Origin of the sequence: Agriterribacter sp., assembly GCF_035444585.1 — a bacterium.
Taxonomy (GTDB): domain Bacteria; phylum Bacteroidota; class Bacteroidia; order Chitinophagales; family Chitinophagaceae; genus Agriterribacter.
In genome coordinates this window covers 1-18,445 of the sequence record NZ_DAOMOZ010000038.1, presented here as the reverse complement: position 1 = coordinate 18,445, position 18,445 = coordinate 1, and the positions used below count along the sequence as shown (strand labels likewise).

Sequence of the window (18,445 nt, the reverse complement as noted above, 5' to 3'; positions counted from 1 at the left end):
AACCAAAATACTACAAGAACCAAATAAGATATAAATTTTAAAGCCGAAGCCTGAAACGCGAAATCCGGAGGAATACAACATTAAACAAAAAACTAAAATTTCAAATCCCCGCATACGGGTTGTGTTTTTTTTCAAACCCTATCGTTGTATGTTCGCCGTGACCGGGATATACGATCGTTTCATCGGGCAAAACAAAAAGCCTGGTGTGTATGCTGCTGATCAATTCATCATAATTGCCGCCCGGCAGATCTGTGCGGCCAATGCTCATCCTGAACAGCACGTCACCGCCAATTACAAACTGCTGCTTTTTACAATAAAAAACAATGCTGCCCGGAGAATGCCCCGGCGTAAAAAAAACCTCAAGACTATCTTCACCCAGTGATACCGTATCGTTTTCCTGCAAATACAACAGCTCACCTTTATAATTGTCGAAAGGCAGGTTCCACATCAAACCGGAAGCGGGTGCATGATCTAAAACCGGTTTTTCTTTTTCATGAAGATGAAGCTTCAATCCGTACTTTTCTGCGATCCATTTGTTGCCAAAAACATGATCAAGATGGCAATGGGTATTCAACAACAGCTTAGGAGTTAAGTCTTTATTCTTTATAAAAGACGCCAGTTCTTCCCGCTCCTCATCGTAATAGCATCCCGGGTCAATTATTATACAATCTTTCTGCTCATTATACAGCAGGTATGTATTCTCCTGTACGGGGCTAAATATGAAAACTTTAACATCGAGCATAATGTTTGTTTGTACCTTAAAAACGCTAATTTTAATATTAGAATGTACGAAATTATGGGAATCTCACAGAACAGGCTACGGTACTATATTGGAAGCTTAACATTGGTTGCTCTTTCATTCATTATACAGCAGGAAGCATTCACCCAGGTAAATTCGGTAGAGTTTGGTAAAAACAGGGTGCAGTACGAAAAATTCAGGTGGCGCTATTATCAAACAAAAAATTTCAATGTATACTTCAGTCAGAACGGGTTGGCCCTGGGGAAATATGCTGCGCAATTAGCGGAAAAAGAATTGCCCGGGCTGGAAGATTTTGTGGAATACGGATCACAGCGCAGGATCAATATCGTATTGTACAACAGCTTTAATGAGCTGGAACAGTCAAATATAGGGCTGGGCATCGACTGGCAAAATACAGGCGGGGTTACCAGGTTTGTGAACAATAAAATGATCGTTTATTTTAATGGCGATCATGAGAATTTAAAAAGGCAGATCCGCCAGGGCATCGCTAAAGTGCTGCTTGAAAATTTATTATTTGGTGATGACCTGGGTGAATTTGCCAGTAACCAGGCCCTGCTCGACTTACCCAAATGGCTAACCGAAGGATACATCATGTATGCCGCAGAGAACTGGAGCCCTGCTTTGGATGATCAGTTAAAATCGGCCCTGCTTTCGGGCGATTACAGGACCTTTTACCAGTTTGCATTTGATAAGCCCGAACTGGCGGGTCATGCTTTCTGGCGTTTTATTGCAGACAATTACAGGAAAGACAATGTTACCTATTTTCTTTACCTGGCAAGGATATACAAAAGTCTGAATTCGGCCAGCTTAAAAGTTACCAAAAAAAAGTTTAAAGAAGTCCTCAACGAGTTCATGGAAAGGGAGGCTGATAAGTACTATAAGGATCTGAGGGGGAGACGCAATGCGCCCAAGGGTAACGTGGTAGCTTTGGAAGAAGTGAACAGGAACCTGGACTATTACCGCTTTCAGGCCAATCCCAATCCCCGCAACAGTACCTATGCCGTGGTGCGGTTTAAAAAAGGTATTTATCGTATAGAGCTGGAAGATTTCGGATTTAAAAGGAAAGTTCTATTGAAATCGGGCGTGCTTGATAATCAGAATGAGATCAATCCCAATTATCCCCAACTGGCCTGGGATCCCAAAGGATCAAAGCTGGTGGTGGTGTATATGGAAAAGAATAAGCTGAGGATGTTTGTTTTTGACCTGGTAACAAGGCTCAAAACATTTAAGCAGGAACTGCCGGAAGAATTTGACCAGGTAACCGATGTAAAATACATGCTTGATGAGAATACCCTTTTGTTCAGCGCGGTTAAGAATGGTTATACCGATATTTTTGTATACAAAATAAAGGAACAAACGCTGGAGCAGATCACCAATGATGTGTATGACGACCTTGATCCTTCTTTCGTGGCCTTTCCCAACAGAACCGGTATCATATTTTCTTCCAACCGCCCGTCGGGCAATGCTGTGAACAGTGATACCGCGTTACCTTCCAATAATCAATACAATATATTTTTGGTTGACAACTGGAACCGGAGTGAGTTCAGGCAGATCTCGCAGCTTACCCATGTAAAATATGGTAATGCACGTTATCCGATGCAGTACAATACCAACCATTTTACATTTGTAAATGATGAAATGGGGATCGCCAACAGGTATGCGGGGTTTTTTACCACACGTAAAGCAGGTGTGGATACGATATACAGGGTTGGGGATGAATTGTTGCGCAATCCTACAAATGCCGATCTGGATTCCATACTACAGGTCTGGAACAAAAATGAGCCCGACTCCATAGGCTATATGGCAGTTACCACCGATTCGGCTTATGCCTTTCCCATAACCAACTACCAGAGCGGGCTGCAGGAAACGAGGATAGCGGGTGATGGCGGGCAGGTATCGGAAGTGAGACAGGAAGGAAATCTTAAAATGTTGTATAAGCTTAAAGTAAATGAGGACGCGCTGAGAAGAAGGAACATAAATGTGCGGCCTACCGAATACATGAAAAAAGTAATGGAGGATGATAAAATTGTGAAAGGCGCCGCCACCATTTACCAGCCTATTGACAGCATTCCCGATGAAGGTGACCTTTTTCAAAGTGAATTTGAAGATGAAATAAAGGACAGTGCGGGAATTGGCCGGATAGTAGATGTAAACGGGCCGCCGGTGGAGGAAACGGTACTTTCGCAGGCCAAGCTATATGATTACAGGTTAAAATTTGCAACGGAATATTCTGTTTCGGGCTTCAATAATTCCGTATTAATGACGCGCTGGCAGCCTTACGGCGGCGGCGGCGGGCCCATCTATCTTACGAACGGAAGCTCTAATTTAAGCGGCATAGTAAGGATTGGCGTTTCCGATCTTTTTGAAGATATAAAATTCATAGGCGGGTTTCGCCTGGGGCTCAACCTTGATGATAAGGATGTGCTGTTCAGTTTTTATAACATGCGCAAGCGGTTAGACTGGGGGCTTACCTACTACCGCTCAACGGTAACCAATTTCCCTTTTTATAAGGCGGATGATTTTCCCCTAAGCGCTTTGGAAAATAAATTGTATTCCAATATTTACCAGGTCAATGTTTCGTATCCCTGGGATAAGGTAAGGAGTCTGCGTGCGAATGTTGCGCTGCGTACCGACAGGGTAGCGATCAGAACGAATGTCAATTATCCTCCGGCACTGGCGATCAATGATACCGTAAAAAATTCAATACTTACTCATTTTGAATATGTGCATGACAACAGCATCAACCCCGCATTGAACATCTGGAACGGCTTGCGGTATAAGATCTATACCGACATCAATACAGATCTTACAAAAGAAAAGCAGGGGAAATTTACTTTTAATGTAGGTACCGATATACGTTATTACTATCCCATTTACCGCAATTTGATATGGGCCGGACGCGGCGCCGTGGATATTTCATGGGGCAGCCAGAAGATATTATATTACCTGGGTGGTACCGACAGCTGGATCTCTCCCAAGTTCAACAATGCCAATCAGCCTGCGCCCGACCAAACCTACGCTTACCAGTCGCTGGCGGTAAACCTCAGGGGTTACAGGCAAAATGCCGCCAACGGCAATAACGCGGTGGTCATCAACAGCGAATTCAGACTGCCTGTTTTTACCACTTTATTGAGCCGCCCCATAAACAATGCGTTCTTAAGGAACTTCCAACTGGTTCAGTTCATTGACCTGGGAACCGCCTGGAACGGCGCTTACGACAAAATTGGCCGGCCATCGGCAACCTATGGTTTTCCCCCGGTTCAGGTAAATTTTAAAAGCAGCGGCATAGGTCCTTTTGTAGGCGGGTATGGTTTTGGGGTAAGAAGCACCCTGCTGGGCTATTTTTTAAGAGTGGATGCCGGCTGGCCCATGACCGGATTCTTTAACGGCAAACCCGTATGGTATTTTTCTTTGGGGCTGGATTTTTGAGGAAGGGGTAGTTTTCCCGCCGGGGTCTTCGCCGGGTGGGTAAAATAAAATATATACCGTAAAAAACATGCTTCAGCGCAGGGGTCTGCATGGCCTCTCACAGTGGCACTTTATGAAGACCCCAGCGCGACTCCAAAAGACCCCAACGCGACTCCAATTTTTGGTAAGAAAACAACAGCGCCGGCCATTACGCTGCCAATGGCCGCCAATAGCACGGCCCCGGCGGCTATATCTTTTATGATCTTAATTTGAGGATGGTAGCCGGGATGCGCTACGTTGCATAATTTTTCTATAGCAGTGTTTATCATTTCAAGCGTTAATACCGCTGTTATGCATAGCAAAATAACCAGCCATTCCATAGCAGCAATTTTAAATATCCATCCCAGTATTACAGCTACTGTTGCCGCAACCAGCTGGATCCGACCGTTTGTTTCGTGCCGGAAAAAAGTAATAATGCCGGCTCTGGCAAATTGCAGAGATTGAATGAATTTCATGATCCGTATTTACTTTAAATGTATGCATTAAGGCCAAGCATGGCAATGGTGTTTTTCATAAGTTGATGTTAAGTGAGGCAAATAATGCTTGTATGGTATGATGAAAACTGGAAGCCCGCCAAAATTAATTTCACCACTCACCACTCACCACTCACAATTCACCACTCACAATTCACTATTCACCCCTCTCTCACATCTGACACTGCACTGCCGTATATCAATTTACAGAAGCCGGTTGGTTAACCTGCCCGTACCAGTTTATTTTTCGCGAATAGTACATTACGGCGGCCAGTACTATAAACAAGCCGATGCTTCCAAAAAGCAAAGCGCCATCCTGGAGTTGCAGCAATATAAAAATGAAGGTGTACAGGGTAGTGAGCATAATCCCGAACAGCATGGCGATCTTCCATTTATAAAATACGCTTTTTGTATAAAGCGTAATGAGCGCAACTGTTGCCGCAGCCGCTATGGAGTATGCTATGTTGAACCGGAGGTACTCGGAAATAGACAATAGCAAAGTATAGAAAATGCTTAGTGCCAGTCCTACCAGCACATACTGGATAGGGTGAACGGTTCTTTTTTGCAATATTTCAATAAAGAAATACAGTCCAAAAGTAAGTGCAATAAAAAGGATGGCATATTTAACGGAGCGCATGGTCTTTGAATACGAATCAACCGGTTGCAAAAGCGTAATGCCGAACCGCGAATCTGCGATATCATAATTGCTGTCCTTCCAGCTTTGCGGATAGTTGCGGTTTAAATGCTGCACTTTCCATTCGGCGTTAAATCCATTTTCGGTTACCTGCGGTGTGGTTACAGGCAAAAAACTCCCGTCGAATGAAGGATTGACCCATGTGGAATTGATATTAACATTTGTGGTTTTACCCACAGGTGTAAAAGACAAATTTTCGGAACCCCGTAAATGCAGTTGCAGCTTAAAAGTATTGGATCCTGTAAGATCTGATGCAACAGGAGTGTGCAACCCGTTTTTAATGATGCGGTCATCGGGCATGCCGGCATTAAAAATATGGCTGCTGTCATTCCACAAAAGGCTTAGCTGGTCTTCAATGCCCCTGAAATCATTCAGTCCTATGCAAACAAATGCTTCCTGAAGATTCAGGTCCCCCGGTGCAATATGCAGCCCTTCCGTTTGCAGCGGGCCAAAATAGCCCTCTATCTGCATGTCGGCCCGGTACACAACAATATTGTATATGCTCCGGTGCCTTATTTCGGGTTGCAATACCCCGTTTATCTTTAGCTGGTCGGGCAAAAAGTAAGCGTACTTTTTATACACTGTTGTTTTCCCGTCTTCCGATTGAACGCTTTCCCTGTAAGGTATTACCAGTATGGGGCCGGTAACCGTTTGCTGCGTTGCCCATTTGGCGCTTACTTCTTTGGCAACGGTTTCCTGGCGGTCGGCTCTTTCGTTCACCAGGTTCATGATGAATAAAGCCGGAATAAGCATAACGAGTATCAGGCACGCTACTATGATACCTTTAATGGTAAGCCTGTTCGACGATAGAAAATGAGAAGCGCTTGTAATATCCATGATTGTTGATTTTTAAAAGTGCTTTGAATTTCAAAGTATTGTAAGAAAAAAAAATTACTCTATTAACCTGATCATTTGTCCCAACCCCTCTAAATGCTGCTTAAAGGCCTTCTCCCCGTTTTTCGTAACTGCATAAGTGGTATTGGTCTTTCTGCCTATAAATCCTTTTTGCACCTTTATGTATTCATTTTCTTCCAGGGTTTTTAAATGGGATGCCAGGTTGCCGTCGGTAACGCCTATGATCTCCTTCAACTGGTTAAAATTAAGATCTTCGTTCACCATAAGTGAGCTCATAATGCCTAACCGTATGCGGCTGTCGAATATTTTATTTAAATTTTCTATCGGATTTTTCATTCCATTTTTTTAAACACATGAAGCAGGGCCGAAAATGCCCTGTATCTTTATCCTTGCTTATCGTGCTTCCACCACATCGCAACGCCATATACAATGTGCAATACACCAAATCCCAGGGTCCAGAAAACCAGGCTAAGTTCAGGGAACCAGCCGCTGATCAGTCCCAATGCAATTTGCGCGTATCCCAGGTACCTTATTTCACCCAGCGTATACTTACTGGCGTTTACAAGCGCTATCCCGTAAAACAAAAGGCACCCAGGGGCGATCATCACAAAATACCCCAGTTCTGTTATACGCAGTAAAAATACCCCTCCGGCGAATAACGGGATACAAAAATTAATCAATAATCTTTTGGTGGCGGTGCTCCATACCGGGGTATTGTTTTTTTTACTTTTGATGTAGGTGAACAAAAAAGCTGTTATTACGGCTGAACCTAATGTTAACAGGGCAATGATAAAAAGTTTATATCTTATAATATTCGCAATCGTGAGGCTGCCGTAATCATAGCTTTCAGGCGTTTTGCCCGAAATGACCCGGTGAGCAAACCATGCACCTGCCAAAGCGCAAATGCCTGCGGCCACACCGCTTAACCCACTCAGGCTGATAAAACGGCTGCTGCGTTCCATCATTTGTTTTATATCTTTTAAAGTATGCAATGCCGATTGTTCCTGCTCCATAAAAAGTACTTTGAAATTCAAAGTAAATATTAAAAACCCATACCTGCAAATTTTTTTATAATTATTTGTTATTTGAAACTGTTCACACTCTTCCCTGCGCAACGTTTCAACCCAAACAGCTCTCCTGTTTGAAAAGTTTTGAGCGCTCACCGGTATGTATGTTATCATGAAAGGGCTTTCACTATTCACAACTCACTATTCACAACTTACCATTCAACCCAATCTAAATATTATAAACTATTGTGCGTTATACCTTACACTGTGTTTATTTTTGTGCATATGGGCTGGAAAAGGCTGATTATTGGTGGCATCGTATTTTTGTCCGTTTTTACATTCAGTGCTTCGGCGCAGGTTAAAAAGATATCCGGGCATATCCAGGATGCGCACAGTGAAGAGCGGATCCCTTTTGCATCGCTTGAATTCAGGAACACCGCCATTGGCGCCCTGAGCGACTCTGCGGGCCATTTTTCCTTTACGTTTTCCCGCTGGCCTTCCGATACGCTTATGGTTACGTTTGTTGGATTTGAAGATTATGCTTTACCCATAGACACCACGCTGGAAGAGATACAGGTTATCATTGAAATGGAGCGGGGAAAGAGCAATACGGAAGTGATCGTAAAAAGCAGGATCAGCAAAGGAATGATCATGTGGCGCAAAATAGTGCAGCATAAGCAATTCAATGACCGCGCCCGGTTTGATAATTTCTCCTATGAATTGTACAATAAGCTGGAAGCCGACCTCAACGATGCCGCCAATAACAAGCTGATCAAGTTTCCCCTGCTGAAACCCTTTAAATCTGTTATTTACAAGAACATTGACTCTACAAGCGAAACCAAACCCATCTTGCCGCTCTATTTAACCGAATCGCTTTCAGATTATTATTATCAAAGAAAGCCCCAAAGAACAAGAGAGGAATTTAAGGCTGTTAAAACCATGGGATTCAACAATCCGAGCATAAGCAAAATGCTGGGAGGCATGTACCAGAATGTAAATGTGTATAAGAATTTTATCCCCGTTTTTGATAAGGATTTTGTTAGCCCCATCAGCGATTACGGCTCTGCATACTATCATTACCGCGTTCCGGATACACAGTATATAGGGGGAAGGCGGTTCTTTCATTTTTTGTTTACGCCCAAGCACAAAGGTGAAAACACTTTTATAGGCGATGCATGGATAGCCGACTCATCGTATGCTGTAATGAAAATGAATCTCCGCGTTTCAGAGCTGGCCAACCTCAATTTTGTTGAAAAGCTGGATCTTGTGCAGGAATACCAGTTGATCAATGATTCCGTATGGTTTTTGTCGAAGGATAAATTCGTGGCCGACTTTATTTTTTTAGATAAAAACCGGTTGAATTTTATTGGAAGAAAAACCAGTACTTACCGCAATGTGCTGGTCAACGATACATCGGTAACGAATGCACTGCAAAAAAATAAGCTGAGGGAAGAGGTGGTGATGTCCGATTCGGCCTCAAAACACTCTGATGCTTACTGGCGGCATGCACGGCATGAACAATTGACAACAACCGAAAGGGGCATTTATAAGATGATTGACACCCTTATGGAAATGCCCAGCTTTCAGCGATTTACAGATCTGGTATACTTTATTGGCACAGGATATAAAAATGTAGGCAACTATGAAATTGGCCCGTGGTACAACTGGATAACGGCCAATGCTTATGAAGGACTGAGGTTGCGGTTTGATCTGGGAACCAACACGGGGTTCAATAAAAAGATCTATCTCACCGGTTACCTGGCTTACGGCTTCTCCGACCAAAAATGGAAAGGGAGGTTCCAGGGCTTATACCTGTTCAACAAGTCGCCACGTTCCACGTTAATGGCTTCCTTTATTAATGATATTGACAACGGCCAGGTTTATTACGATGAGGTGGGAAGTGATAATTTATTTGCCATCGCCTTAAGAAAACCCAATGTGCCGCTCAGGTATATGAAAATTGAACAGGAAAAGCTGGAGTATTTTAAGGAATGGAACAGTGGCTTTTCGGTTACGCTCAATGGGTTGCGCAGGCGGTTTACCCCGCTGTCGAGCCTTCCCGTAAAAGACAGCTTTCCCACGGCAAATGGCGGCGAACCCCTGAACAGCTTTGAAATGGGGATCAAGCTGCGGTTTGCCTATTTAGAGAAATTTTTAGACGGTAATTTTTACAGGATCAGCATTGGCAGTGATTACCCGATCGTGGAAGCGCATTATTCAAAAGGCATATCCGGAATATTCGGGAGCAGCTATAATTACCACAAATTAGGCGGAAGCATATCCGACTATAAAAAAATATCTCCCTACGGCAGCATTTATTATAATGCTTATGCAGGTAAAGTATTCGGCACCCTGCCCTATACCCTGCTTGAAATTCCGCCGGGAAACAATTTATGGTATTACAATAAATACGCTTTCAATATGATGACCCGGTATGAGTATTTAACAGACTGGTACGCGGGTATTAACGTAGAACACAATATTGGCAATGGTTTATTTCGCTTTATTCCTTTAACAAGAATGTTGAAGTTCAGGCAGTTTTGGAGCGCAAAAGTGTTATGGGGTGATGTAAGCCGGGCCAACAAAGACTATAATTTTGGCAATGGGGAGCATGGATTTAAAAGTCTTGAAGGCAAGCCCTATATGGAGATCGGGACCGGCGTTGATAATATTTTCAAGATATTCCGGCTCGATTTTATCTGGAAAATATTGCCGCGTCCTTTGCCTGAAAAAACATTTGAGCGCTTTGGCATATTCGGGAGCTTCAGGGTGGTGTTTTAGAAGGTTTGAAGTTTGATATTTTAATTTGATTCAGCCTGCCTCAGGCTACAGGGTGCGGGGTGATCTTGTGCCCTGAAACCTGTAACCTTTTCTAACATTATATCATTTATGGAGATAACAGTTACATTGGAAAATATAGAGCAGCATGCCCGGTATTTTTGGGAGCATGTGCCAGGAAGGGTTTTTGCTTTTCATGGCGCGATGGGCGCAGGGAAAACAACTTTCATTAAAGCTTTGTGTGCTGCCAGAGGAGTAACGGATCATGTAAGCAGTCCTACCTTTTCATTGATAAATGAATACCGCTACAACGAAGGAGGTTTACTGAAGCATATTTTTCATATTGATCTGTACCGGTTAAAGGATGAAGAGGAAGCGATCAGCGCGGGTATAGAAGATTGCTTGTATTCGGGTAATGTTTGTTTTGTGGAATGGCCGCAAAAGGCGGCTTCGCTTTTACCCGAAAGCAGGGTAGATATTTACGTGCATCCGGTTAATAACAATACGCGGTTGCTAAAAATTGATTTTCACAGGTAAATTTTTAGTAAATTGTTCGCTCAAACCTATCCAGCTTATGCCGGCAGAAAAGCCATTTGTAGGTACATCGTTCAATTACGAAACATTAGAAGAAACATTAGATATTAAGCCACGTGAAGCACAATTGCTGATCGGGATCCCAAAGGAAAATTCTTTCCAGGAAAACCGGATTGCATTAACGCCAGACGCCATTAGTGTACTCACCAGCAACGGCCACCGTGTTGTTGTAGAGCATCGTGCAGGTGAAGGTGCACATTTTTCTGAAAAGGATTACAGCGATGCAGGCGCTAAAATCGCATACGATAAAAAGGAAGTATTTCAATGCGATCTGATCATGAAATCTGCGCCGGTGAATGAAGAAGAGGTGCTTCTGTTAAAACACAATCAAACCATAATATCCCCCATCCATCTGCCTGTAATGAAAACAGAGATATTACAGCGTATGATGGAAAAGCGGATCACCGCTTTATCATTTGAGAATTTTAAAGACGATTCGGGTCACAATCCCATTGTGCGCAGCATGAGTGAAATTGCAGGCAGCGCAGTGATGTTGCTGGCAGGTAATTATTTAAGCAATGCCAACAATGGCAAAGGCATGCTGCTGGGTGGCATTTCTGGCATTCCTCCTACCAAAGTGGTTATTATCGGCGCCGGGATCGTAGGCGAATATGCGGCAAGGACGGCGCTGGCGATGGGCAGCAGTGTAAAAGTTTTTGATAACAATATCTATAAGCTCAAACGCATGCAGGGCAATATAGGTGTAAGGATGTGGACCTCTGTGATAGAACCTAAAATTTTGGCCAAGCAGCTAAAAACCTGTGATGTGGCAGTAGGCGCTTTGTCTTCTTTTGGAGGGCGTACACCGATAGTGGCCACGGAAGAGATGGTGTCTATTATGCGGCCGGGCAGTGTGATCCTTGATGTTTGTATTGACCGCGGAGGCTGTTTTGAGACTTCAGAGATCACTTCGCATGAAAATCCTGTATTTATCAGGCATGGTGTTATTCATTATTGCGTACCCAATATACCTTCGGGTTTTGCCCGAACCGCGTCGCAGGCCATCAGCAATGTGCTGATGCCCCTGTTGCTTGAAATAGGCGATGAAGGCGGGCTGGAAAAACTGGTATGGCATAAGTTCAATATCCGCAGCGGGATATATCTGTTTAAGGGCGCACTTACCAATATCTACCTCAGCCAGCGCTTCAATTTGAAATATACTGATCTGAATTTATTGATTGCCAGCAGGAGATGAAAGAGAGTGGTAAGTGGTAGGCGGTAAGATACTCAGTTGCCTGCCAGTGCTTTCTTAGCCACTTTGCCCACGGTTAATCCCTGTACAACGATGGAAAATACCACTACGAAATATGTGATTTCCAGTAATAAGTTTTTGTGCAGCCCATTATCTACCGATAAAACAAGCGCTATGGATACTCCGCCCCGCAATCCGCCCCATACCATCACGGTAAGGGCGCCTTTAAGGAATTTGTTCTTGAAAGGTACTATAGTATAAGGTATCCAGATGGAAAGCAGTCTTGCCAGCAATACAATAACAATAGCAACAACACCGAGTGCCAGGTGGCTGATGAGGTCGGGGATCAATAATAATTCAAATCCGATGAAGAGGAACAATATGGCGTTCAGTATTTCATCTATCAGTTCCCAGAATTTATTCAGGTAATCTTTTGTTTCAGACGACATGGCTGCTTTCTTCCCGTAATTCCCGATGATTAGCCCTGCGGCAACCATGGTAAGCGGTCCTGAAATGTGCAGGGCATGTGCAATAAGGTATCCGCCCATTACTACTGAAAGCGTCATCAGCACCGACACTTTATAGTCGTCTATTCTTTTCATGGCGCTTGAGGTTGCAAAGCCAAGAAGCGCGCCCAACAGCAATCCTCCCAATGCCTCCTTTGCCAGCAGCCATGAGATAGAGCCAACGGAAATATCTATCGCGTCAGTTTGGGTGAGTTGCAGAATAACGGCGAACAATACTACAGCCACCCCATCATTAAAAAGTGATTCACCCGCAATTTTGGTTTCCAGCGTTTTAGGAACTTTTGCCTGTTTTAAAATGCCCAGCACTGCTATAGGATCTGTAGGTGAGATCAGTGCACCAAACAACAGGCAATAAAGGAAAGGAATATCTTCATGAAAAAGCACCGCTACATTATACAGGAGGAATGCCACCACAAAAGTGGAAATGATAACACTTACCGTGGAGAAAATGAATATCGGCCATCGCTGCTCCCTGAGATCAGCGAAGTTTACATGAATAGCGCCGGCAAAAAGAAGGAAATTAAGCATTGCGCCCATAAGCACCGCCGTAAAATCAAACTCAGATATAAGGTTAAAAAAGCTAAGCGTGGTATTGGGAAAAACATTAGCGCCTACTATCCTGATCAGGAGGGAAACGAATATAGCAATGAGCATGATCCCGATGGTGGAAGGCAGTTTTAATATCTTCAGGTTCAGGTAAGCAAAAAATGAGGCTAATACAATTAAAATAGAAAACGAGTAATAAAGTTCCAACCGGTATTGATTTAAAATTCAGACAAATTTAAAAAAAACAGAATTGTTATTTGTAACTATTGATATTCAGTTGCTCGCTACAAAATGTATATTCTGTTTCGTCGTTGCTGCTTACAATGATCAGGCGGTCTTTGCAATATGTTGTAATCAGCCGCTGGTATAACGCAATACCTTCGGCATCTAAATTTGTACAGGGCTCATCCAGTAATAAGACAGGAGTGTTGGAGAAAACAGATTGTGCCAGCTTTACCCTTTGCTTCATCCCGCTGCTGAAATACCGTATCTGTTTGTGGGCAGCTTTTTCCAGCCCGATCAATGCAATAATATCCGGTATGGGCACAGATGTCAGCAGCGGTTTGAACTGCCGGTGAAAATGCAGGAACTCGTGCAGGGTCATTTCTTCTATGAGTTCCAGGTAAGGGGCGGCGATAGAGAGGTGCAGATAAACATTTTCGGGACTCAGCGGATTACCGGTTTGGGTTTGATCGTTTTTGACAAGGTATTCAACTTTTCCTTCATTTGGAGAAAGTGCTCCTGCTATCACCTGCAGGAGTGTTGATTTACCGGATCCGTTAGGACCGGTGATGGCGTAAGCCATACCTGCCGAAAATTGAAAGTTGAGATGCCGGAATATCCAATCCCTGTTAAACCTTTTTCCTGTATTAATCAACGATATCGTCATCCACGCTGTTTTTAGTGTAGCGTTTAATGATGCCTCTTCCGCTTTCACGGATAAAAGTTACGATCTCATCTCTTTCATCCGTGGCCTGGAATTCTTCTTCCAGGATTTCTACCGCCTGGGAAGTATTTAAGCCTTTATTATAAATGGTTCTGTAAATATCCAGTATATGATTGATCTTATCTATGGTAAAGCCCCTGCGTTTAAGTCCGATAGAGTTTACGCCGGCATAGCTGAGTGGCTGGCGGGCAGCTTTAATATACGGAGGCACATCTTTGCCCACGAGTGAGCCGCCGCCTACATAGGAGTGAGCGCCAATTTTTACAAACTGGTGCACAGCGCACATGCCGCCGAGTATAGACCAGTCGCCCATTACCACATGCCCGGCCATTTGCGTGTTATTGGTAATAATACAGTTATTCCCAACGGAGCAGTCGTGTGCTATATGGCTATAGGCCTGTATGAGGCAGTTGTCGCCTACCGTGGTTCTTCCTCTTTCCTTGGTGCCCCGGTTAATGGTAACAAATTCACGGATGGTGGTATTGTTGCCTACTTCCACAAGAGAATACTCTCCTTCAAACTTCAGGTCCTGTGGGATTGCTGAAATAACTGCTCCCGGGAAGATGCGGCAATTTTTGCCAATCCTCGCACCTTCCATGATCGTTACATTGCTTCCGATCCAGGTGCCTTCTCCTACTTCTACATTGTGATGAATTACTGTGAAAGGATCAACTTTTACATTGGTTGCCAGCTTGGCGTTGGGGTGAATATATGTGTGAGGATGAATCATTGATGATTTTTTCTTATGTGGATTCCCGGCAAACAGTATTTCATATATATACAAAAAATGTCAGGTGGTTTCCTGACGAGGGCAAAAGTAAGGAAAAGAATAATATTCATCCGCTACCGCTTCACTAATTGTGCCATCAGCGTGGCTTCTGTTGCAATTTTGTTTCCGATATAAACCGTTCCCTGCATTTCACACATTCCCCTTCGGATAGGAGCGTTAAGCTCCATCTTCAGTATCATGGTATCCCCCGGAACCACTTTCTGGCGGAAGCGGGCATTATCCATTTTAACAAAATATGTATCGTATTCTCCGGGAGGCAGGGCGTTAATGGCTAATATTCCGCCGGTTTGGGCCAGGGCTTCTATCTGCAGCACGCCTGGCATGATAGGGTTGCCGGGAAAATGCCCAACAAAAAACGGTTCATTAAAAGTTACGTTCTTGATACCAACGATCCTGGTGTCGGTAAGCTCAATAATCTTATCCACCAGCAAAAATGGATAGCGATGCGGAAGTGTTTTTTCAATTTGCTGGGTAGTGTATACGGGAGTCTGATTGGGGTCGTAAATGGGCACATCAAGCATTTGTCTGTTTACTTTAATGTGCTGTTTTATTTTTTTGGCAAAACTTACATTTGAAGAATGCCCCGGGCGGTTGGCAATGATATGCGCTTTAACGGGTGAGCCGATAAGCGCCAGATCGCCAATGATATCCAGTAACTTATGGCGGGCGGGCTCATTTGGGAACCGGAGTTCAAGATTGTTGAGATATCCGCCGCTTTTTACCTCCATTTTCTTCCTGCCAAAGGCTTTGCCCAAACGTTCCATTTCGGCTTCGCTTACCGGTTTATCTACTATTACAATGGCATTATTGATATCGCCACCTTTGATAAGGTTGTTTTCCAGCAGCATTTCCAGTTCGTGCAAAAAGCAAAAAGTGCGGCAGGGAGCTATCTCCGATTTGAAGTCCTTCAGGTGTTTTAAGCCGGCATGCTGGGTTCCCAGAACAGGACTGTTGAAATCAATAAGCGTTGTAATCTGGTATTCTATAGCGGGCATTGCCACCATTTCTACTCTCTTCTCATCGTCGTAATAGGTAATATTGCTGTCTATCGTATACCATAGTTTTGTGGCTTCCTGTTCTGCTACCCCGGCCTCTTCGATAATTTCTACAAATGGAGCCGAACTGCCGTCAATAATGGGTATTTCAGGGCCGTTTATTTCAATAAGACAATTGTCAACACCCATACCCACCAATGCAGCCAGTATATGTTCAACAGTGCTTACTTTAGCGCCTTTATCCTCCAGTGTTGTTCCGCGTGAAGTATCTGTAACCAGGTCGCAGTCGGCTTTAATGATGGGCTGACCTGCGAGGTCAATTCGTTGAAACTGAATCCCAAAGCCCGCATTGGCGGGGTTCAATATCATGTCTACTTTAATGCCTGTGTGTAAACCCGTTCCGGAAACACTTACTGCCGATTTGAGCGTGTGCTGTTTGTCGGGATTGAAGTTTGCGTTCATTGTTCGGTTTTGTTGTCGGGCAAAGATAGGGATGAACGCCCGATAGTAGGTTATCCGATGCCGGTATATAAGGAAGTTATTATACTTTTTCAGCGAGCAATTGCTTGATCAGCGCCTCCAGTTCCTGGATCCTTTTCTCAAAATCGGGCAGTTTTCGGGATATGGCCTGGCTTCGCAATGTGCTCGTGTAATCATGGGCCGGCGACCCGGTTACCGCTGCGTTAGGCTGCTTTATGGATTTGCTTACACCGCTCTGTGCGTTTATCCTGGCGCCATCCGCTATGGTGATGTGCCCTACAATGCCCGCCTGCCCTCCAATCATAACGTTATTTCCTATTTTGGTGCTTCCGCTTACTCCCGCCTGTGCAGCGATAACGGTGTTACGGCCTACTTCAACATTGTGAGCCACCTGGATCAGGTTGTCGAGCTTTGCGCCTTCTCTTATGATGGTAGAACCTATGGTTGCGCGATCTATAGTGGCATTGGCGCCCACCTCCACATTGTCTTCTATTTCTACATTCCCTATTTGCGGAACTTTTTTGAAACTGCCGTCTGCCTGCGGTGCAAAGCCAAAGCCATCGCTACCAATAACGGTTCCGGCATGAACAATAACCCTCTTTCCTATTTTGCAATGATGGTATATGATTACTGAAGGATGAATAACAGAATGGTCACCAATTTTAACATTATCGCCGATAAAGCAGTGGGGATATATTTTAACATCATTCCCTATCTCTGCATTTTCTCCTATATAAGCGAAAGCCCCAATAAATGCATTTGCTCCTGTTTTAGCAGATGCGGCAATATAAGAAGGCTGTTGAATACCCGTTAGCTGCTGCGACATCATTTCCTGGTACCTGGTCAGCAAGGTGGCAAAAGCACTATAGGCATCAGGCACCCTTATCAGTGTTCCGCTTACTTTTTCTTTGAGCTCCAGCGATTCATTGATGATAATTACAGATGCCCTGGTAGCATACAGATAATCTTCATATTTGGGATTGGCAAGAAAAGCCAACTGACCTTCTTTCGCCTCTTCGATTTTACTGAATGAATGTACGCCTGCATCGGCATTGCCTTCAATTTTACCGTTAATCAGCATAGCTATTTGCGCGGCCGTGAACGTCATAGAGATTATTTGAGATAACAAATGTAAAATTTTTTCACGGCCCCCGAAAGGTTATGTTGTATCAGGGCATTGTGTACCTGGGATATATCTTTAACGCTCCCGTCTTTGAAAAGGATGTTGATCCTTTCATTATAAGGATTGTACGTGCGGTTCACAGCCTCCCCGGTAAATACAAGATAAGAGGTATCTTTTTCACTGGTATTAAGCCGTTCCATTGCGTTTTTTTTCTGCTTATTTATTTCTTTTTCGGGAATAGGAATGCTTTGCAGCTTTACTTTGAGCAAATCCCGGTTCATGATGCCGTTGCACAACAGGGAAAGTATCTGATCCGGATGGTGGCACCAGCTTTTTATAGCAGCCACAATGTCTGTGTCGTCTAACCGGCAAAACTGGTCAAGGTGCTGTGCAACGGTTCCTTTATATTGGTTCAGCAAAAATGATCCCAATATACTTTCGGGAAACATGCCGGCATTTCCCATACCCGTTTCCCGTGCCCTTTCCAGTATCTTAACCAACATCATTTCCGCTGCCAGCACGGTTTTATGCAGATATACCTGCCAGTACATAAGCCTGCGCGCAACCAAAAATTTCTCAATAGAATATATAGCCTTTTCTTCCACCATCAGCTCACCCCTGTGCACCGTAAGCATTTTTATGATACGGTCGTATCCGATAACGCCCTCGCTTACACCGGTAAAAAAACTGTCGCGGGTGAGATAGTCCATCCGGTCAACATCCAACTGTCCGCTCACCAGTTGATGCAAGAATTTTTTGGGATAGGTATTGGTGAAGATATCAATAGCGGTTTGAAGCTGTCCGTTAAATTGACGGTTCAGCTCCTGCATCAGTAGAAGTGAGAGTTCTTCGTGATGAACATTTTCCATCAGCACGCTTTCCAATGCATGCGAAAAAGGGCCGTGACCTATATCGTGTAAAAGAATAGCAATTTTTGCACCGGTATCTTCAGCTTCACTGATGGGTGTTCCTTTTTCTTTTAATACCTGCAGGGCGTTACACATCAAATGGTATGCCCCCAAAGAATGATGCAGGCGCGTGTGAACGGCTCCGGGATATACCAGATGGGCCAGTGCCATTTGCTTGATGCGTCGCAGGCGCTGATACCAGGGATGTGAAATAATTTGAAATATCAGCGGGTTGTTTATAGTAATAAACCCATATACAGGATCGTTGATGATTTTTCGGAAAGGCATGTAAAAATGTTAAAAAAATAA

General features: G+C 43.9%; 15 protein-coding genes. 4 read left to right on the top strand and 11 right to left on the bottom strand.

The genetic code is table 11. The features are described 5' to 3' along the window. Window positions 1-100: 100 nt before the first annotated feature. Window positions 101-742 (bottom strand): MBL fold metallo-hydrolase, encoded by a 642-nt coding sequence (locus PLH26_RS06380; RefSeq protein WP_324585166.1) that lies wholly within the window; start codon window positions 740-742, stop codon window positions 101-103. 54 nt (window positions 743-796) lie between these two features. On the opposite strand from PLH26_RS06380, the gene PLH26_RS06375 reads away from it, so the two are divergent. Further along, window positions 797-4,189, top strand: coding sequence for a hypothetical protein (locus PLH26_RS06375; protein WP_324585165.1), 3,393 nt, complete (start codon window positions 797-799; stop codon window positions 4,187-4,189). A gap of 110 nt (window positions 4,190-4,299) precedes the next feature. On the opposite strand, the gene PLH26_RS06370 is transcribed toward PLH26_RS06375, so the two are convergent. The 4 genes from PLH26_RS06370 to PLH26_RS06355 all read right to left on the bottom strand — a co-directional run bounded on the left by PLH26_RS06370 (window position 4,300) and on the right by PLH26_RS06355 (window position 7,263). After that, the gene (locus PLH26_RS06370; RefSeq protein ID WP_324585164.1) at window positions 4,300-4,683 is read right to left on the bottom strand and encodes a diacylglycerol kinase family protein; all 384 of its coding nucleotides are present in this window, start codon (window positions 4,681-4,683) and stop codon (window positions 4,300-4,302) included. A 217-nt stretch (window positions 4,684-4,900) separates the two neighbouring features. Then, a complete protein-coding gene (creD, locus tag PLH26_RS06365; protein ID WP_324585163.1) occupies window positions 4,901-6,232 on the bottom strand; it encodes a cell envelope integrity protein CreD in 1,332 nt (443 codons plus the stop codon). Window positions 6,233-6,286: 54 nt separating this feature from the next. Continuing rightward, complete coding sequence (locus PLH26_RS06360) at window positions 6,287-6,586, bottom strand: winged helix-turn-helix domain-containing protein (protein WP_324585162.1); 300 nt, start codon at window positions 6,584-6,586, stop codon at window positions 6,287-6,289. A 47-nt stretch (window positions 6,587-6,633) separates the two neighbouring features. Then, window positions 6,634-7,263, bottom strand: coding sequence for a hypothetical protein (locus PLH26_RS06355; protein WP_324585161.1), 630 nt, complete (start codon window positions 7,261-7,263; stop codon window positions 6,634-6,636). A gap of 279 nt (window positions 7,264-7,542) precedes the next feature. Here PLH26_RS06355 and PLH26_RS06350 point away from each other — a divergent pair, with 279 nt between their 5' ends. The 3 genes from PLH26_RS06350 (at window position 7,543) to PLH26_RS06340 (ending at window position 11,824) form a co-directional block, all read left to right on the top strand. Continuing rightward, window positions 7,543-10,038 carry a DUF5686 family protein gene (locus PLH26_RS06350; RefSeq protein ID WP_324585160.1) on the top strand — a complete coding sequence of 832 codons (2,496 nt, stop codon included), beginning with the start codon at window positions 7,543-7,545 and terminating at the stop codon, window positions 10,036-10,038. 108 nt (window positions 10,039-10,146) lie between these two features. Beyond that, a complete protein-coding gene (gene tsaE / locus PLH26_RS06345) occupies window positions 10,147-10,572 on the top strand; it encodes a tRNA (adenosine(37)-N6)-threonylcarbamoyltransferase complex ATPase subunit type 1 TsaE (RefSeq protein ID WP_324585159.1) in 426 nt (141 codons plus the stop codon). A 37-nt stretch (window positions 10,573-10,609) separates the two neighbouring features. Next, window positions 10,610-11,824, top strand: coding sequence for an alanine dehydrogenase (locus PLH26_RS06340; RefSeq protein ID WP_324585158.1), 1,215 nt, complete (start codon window positions 10,610-10,612; stop codon window positions 11,822-11,824). 32 nt (window positions 11,825-11,856) lie between these two features. Here PLH26_RS06340 and PLH26_RS06335 read toward each other — a convergent pair whose 3' ends face one another. From PLH26_RS06335 to PLH26_RS06310, 6 genes are all read right to left on the bottom strand, one after another. Continuing rightward, window positions 11,857-13,101: a cation:proton antiporter gene (locus PLH26_RS06335; protein WP_324585157.1), complete on the bottom strand. Its 1,245-nt coding sequence runs from the start codon at window positions 13,099-13,101 to the stop codon at window positions 11,857-11,859. Window positions 13,102-13,147: 46 nt separating this feature from the next. Further along, window positions 13,148-13,783 carry an ABC transporter ATP-binding protein gene (locus PLH26_RS06330; protein ID WP_324585156.1) on the bottom strand — a complete coding sequence of 212 codons (636 nt, stop codon included), beginning with the start codon at window positions 13,781-13,783 and terminating at the stop codon, window positions 13,148-13,150. Beyond that, on the bottom strand, window positions 13,764-14,570 hold the full coding sequence (gene lpxA / locus PLH26_RS06325; RefSeq protein ID WP_324585155.1) for an acyl-ACP--UDP-N-acetylglucosamine O-acyltransferase: 807 nt from the start codon (window positions 14,568-14,570) through the stop codon (window positions 13,764-13,766). The genes PLH26_RS06330 and lpxA overlap by 20 nt, the downstream gene beginning before the upstream one ends. Before the next feature lie 113 nt (window positions 14,571-14,683). Next, a complete protein-coding gene (locus tag PLH26_RS06320) occupies window positions 14,684-16,087 on the bottom strand; it encodes a bifunctional UDP-3-O-[3-hydroxymyristoyl] N-acetylglucosamine deacetylase/3-hydroxyacyl-ACP dehydratase (protein ID WP_324585154.1) in 1,404 nt (467 codons plus the stop codon). 79 nt (window positions 16,088-16,166) lie between these two features. Continuing rightward, a complete protein-coding gene (gene lpxD, locus PLH26_RS06315) occupies window positions 16,167-17,213 on the bottom strand; it encodes a UDP-3-O-(3-hydroxymyristoyl)glucosamine N-acyltransferase (RefSeq protein WP_324585153.1) in 1,047 nt (348 codons plus the stop codon). 5 nt (window positions 17,214-17,218) lie between these two features. Further along, window positions 17,219-18,424 carry an HD domain-containing protein gene (locus PLH26_RS06310; protein WP_324585152.1) on the bottom strand — a complete coding sequence of 402 codons (1,206 nt, stop codon included), beginning with the start codon at window positions 18,422-18,424 and terminating at the stop codon, window positions 17,219-17,221. Window positions 18,425-18,445 lie beyond the last annotated feature (21 nt).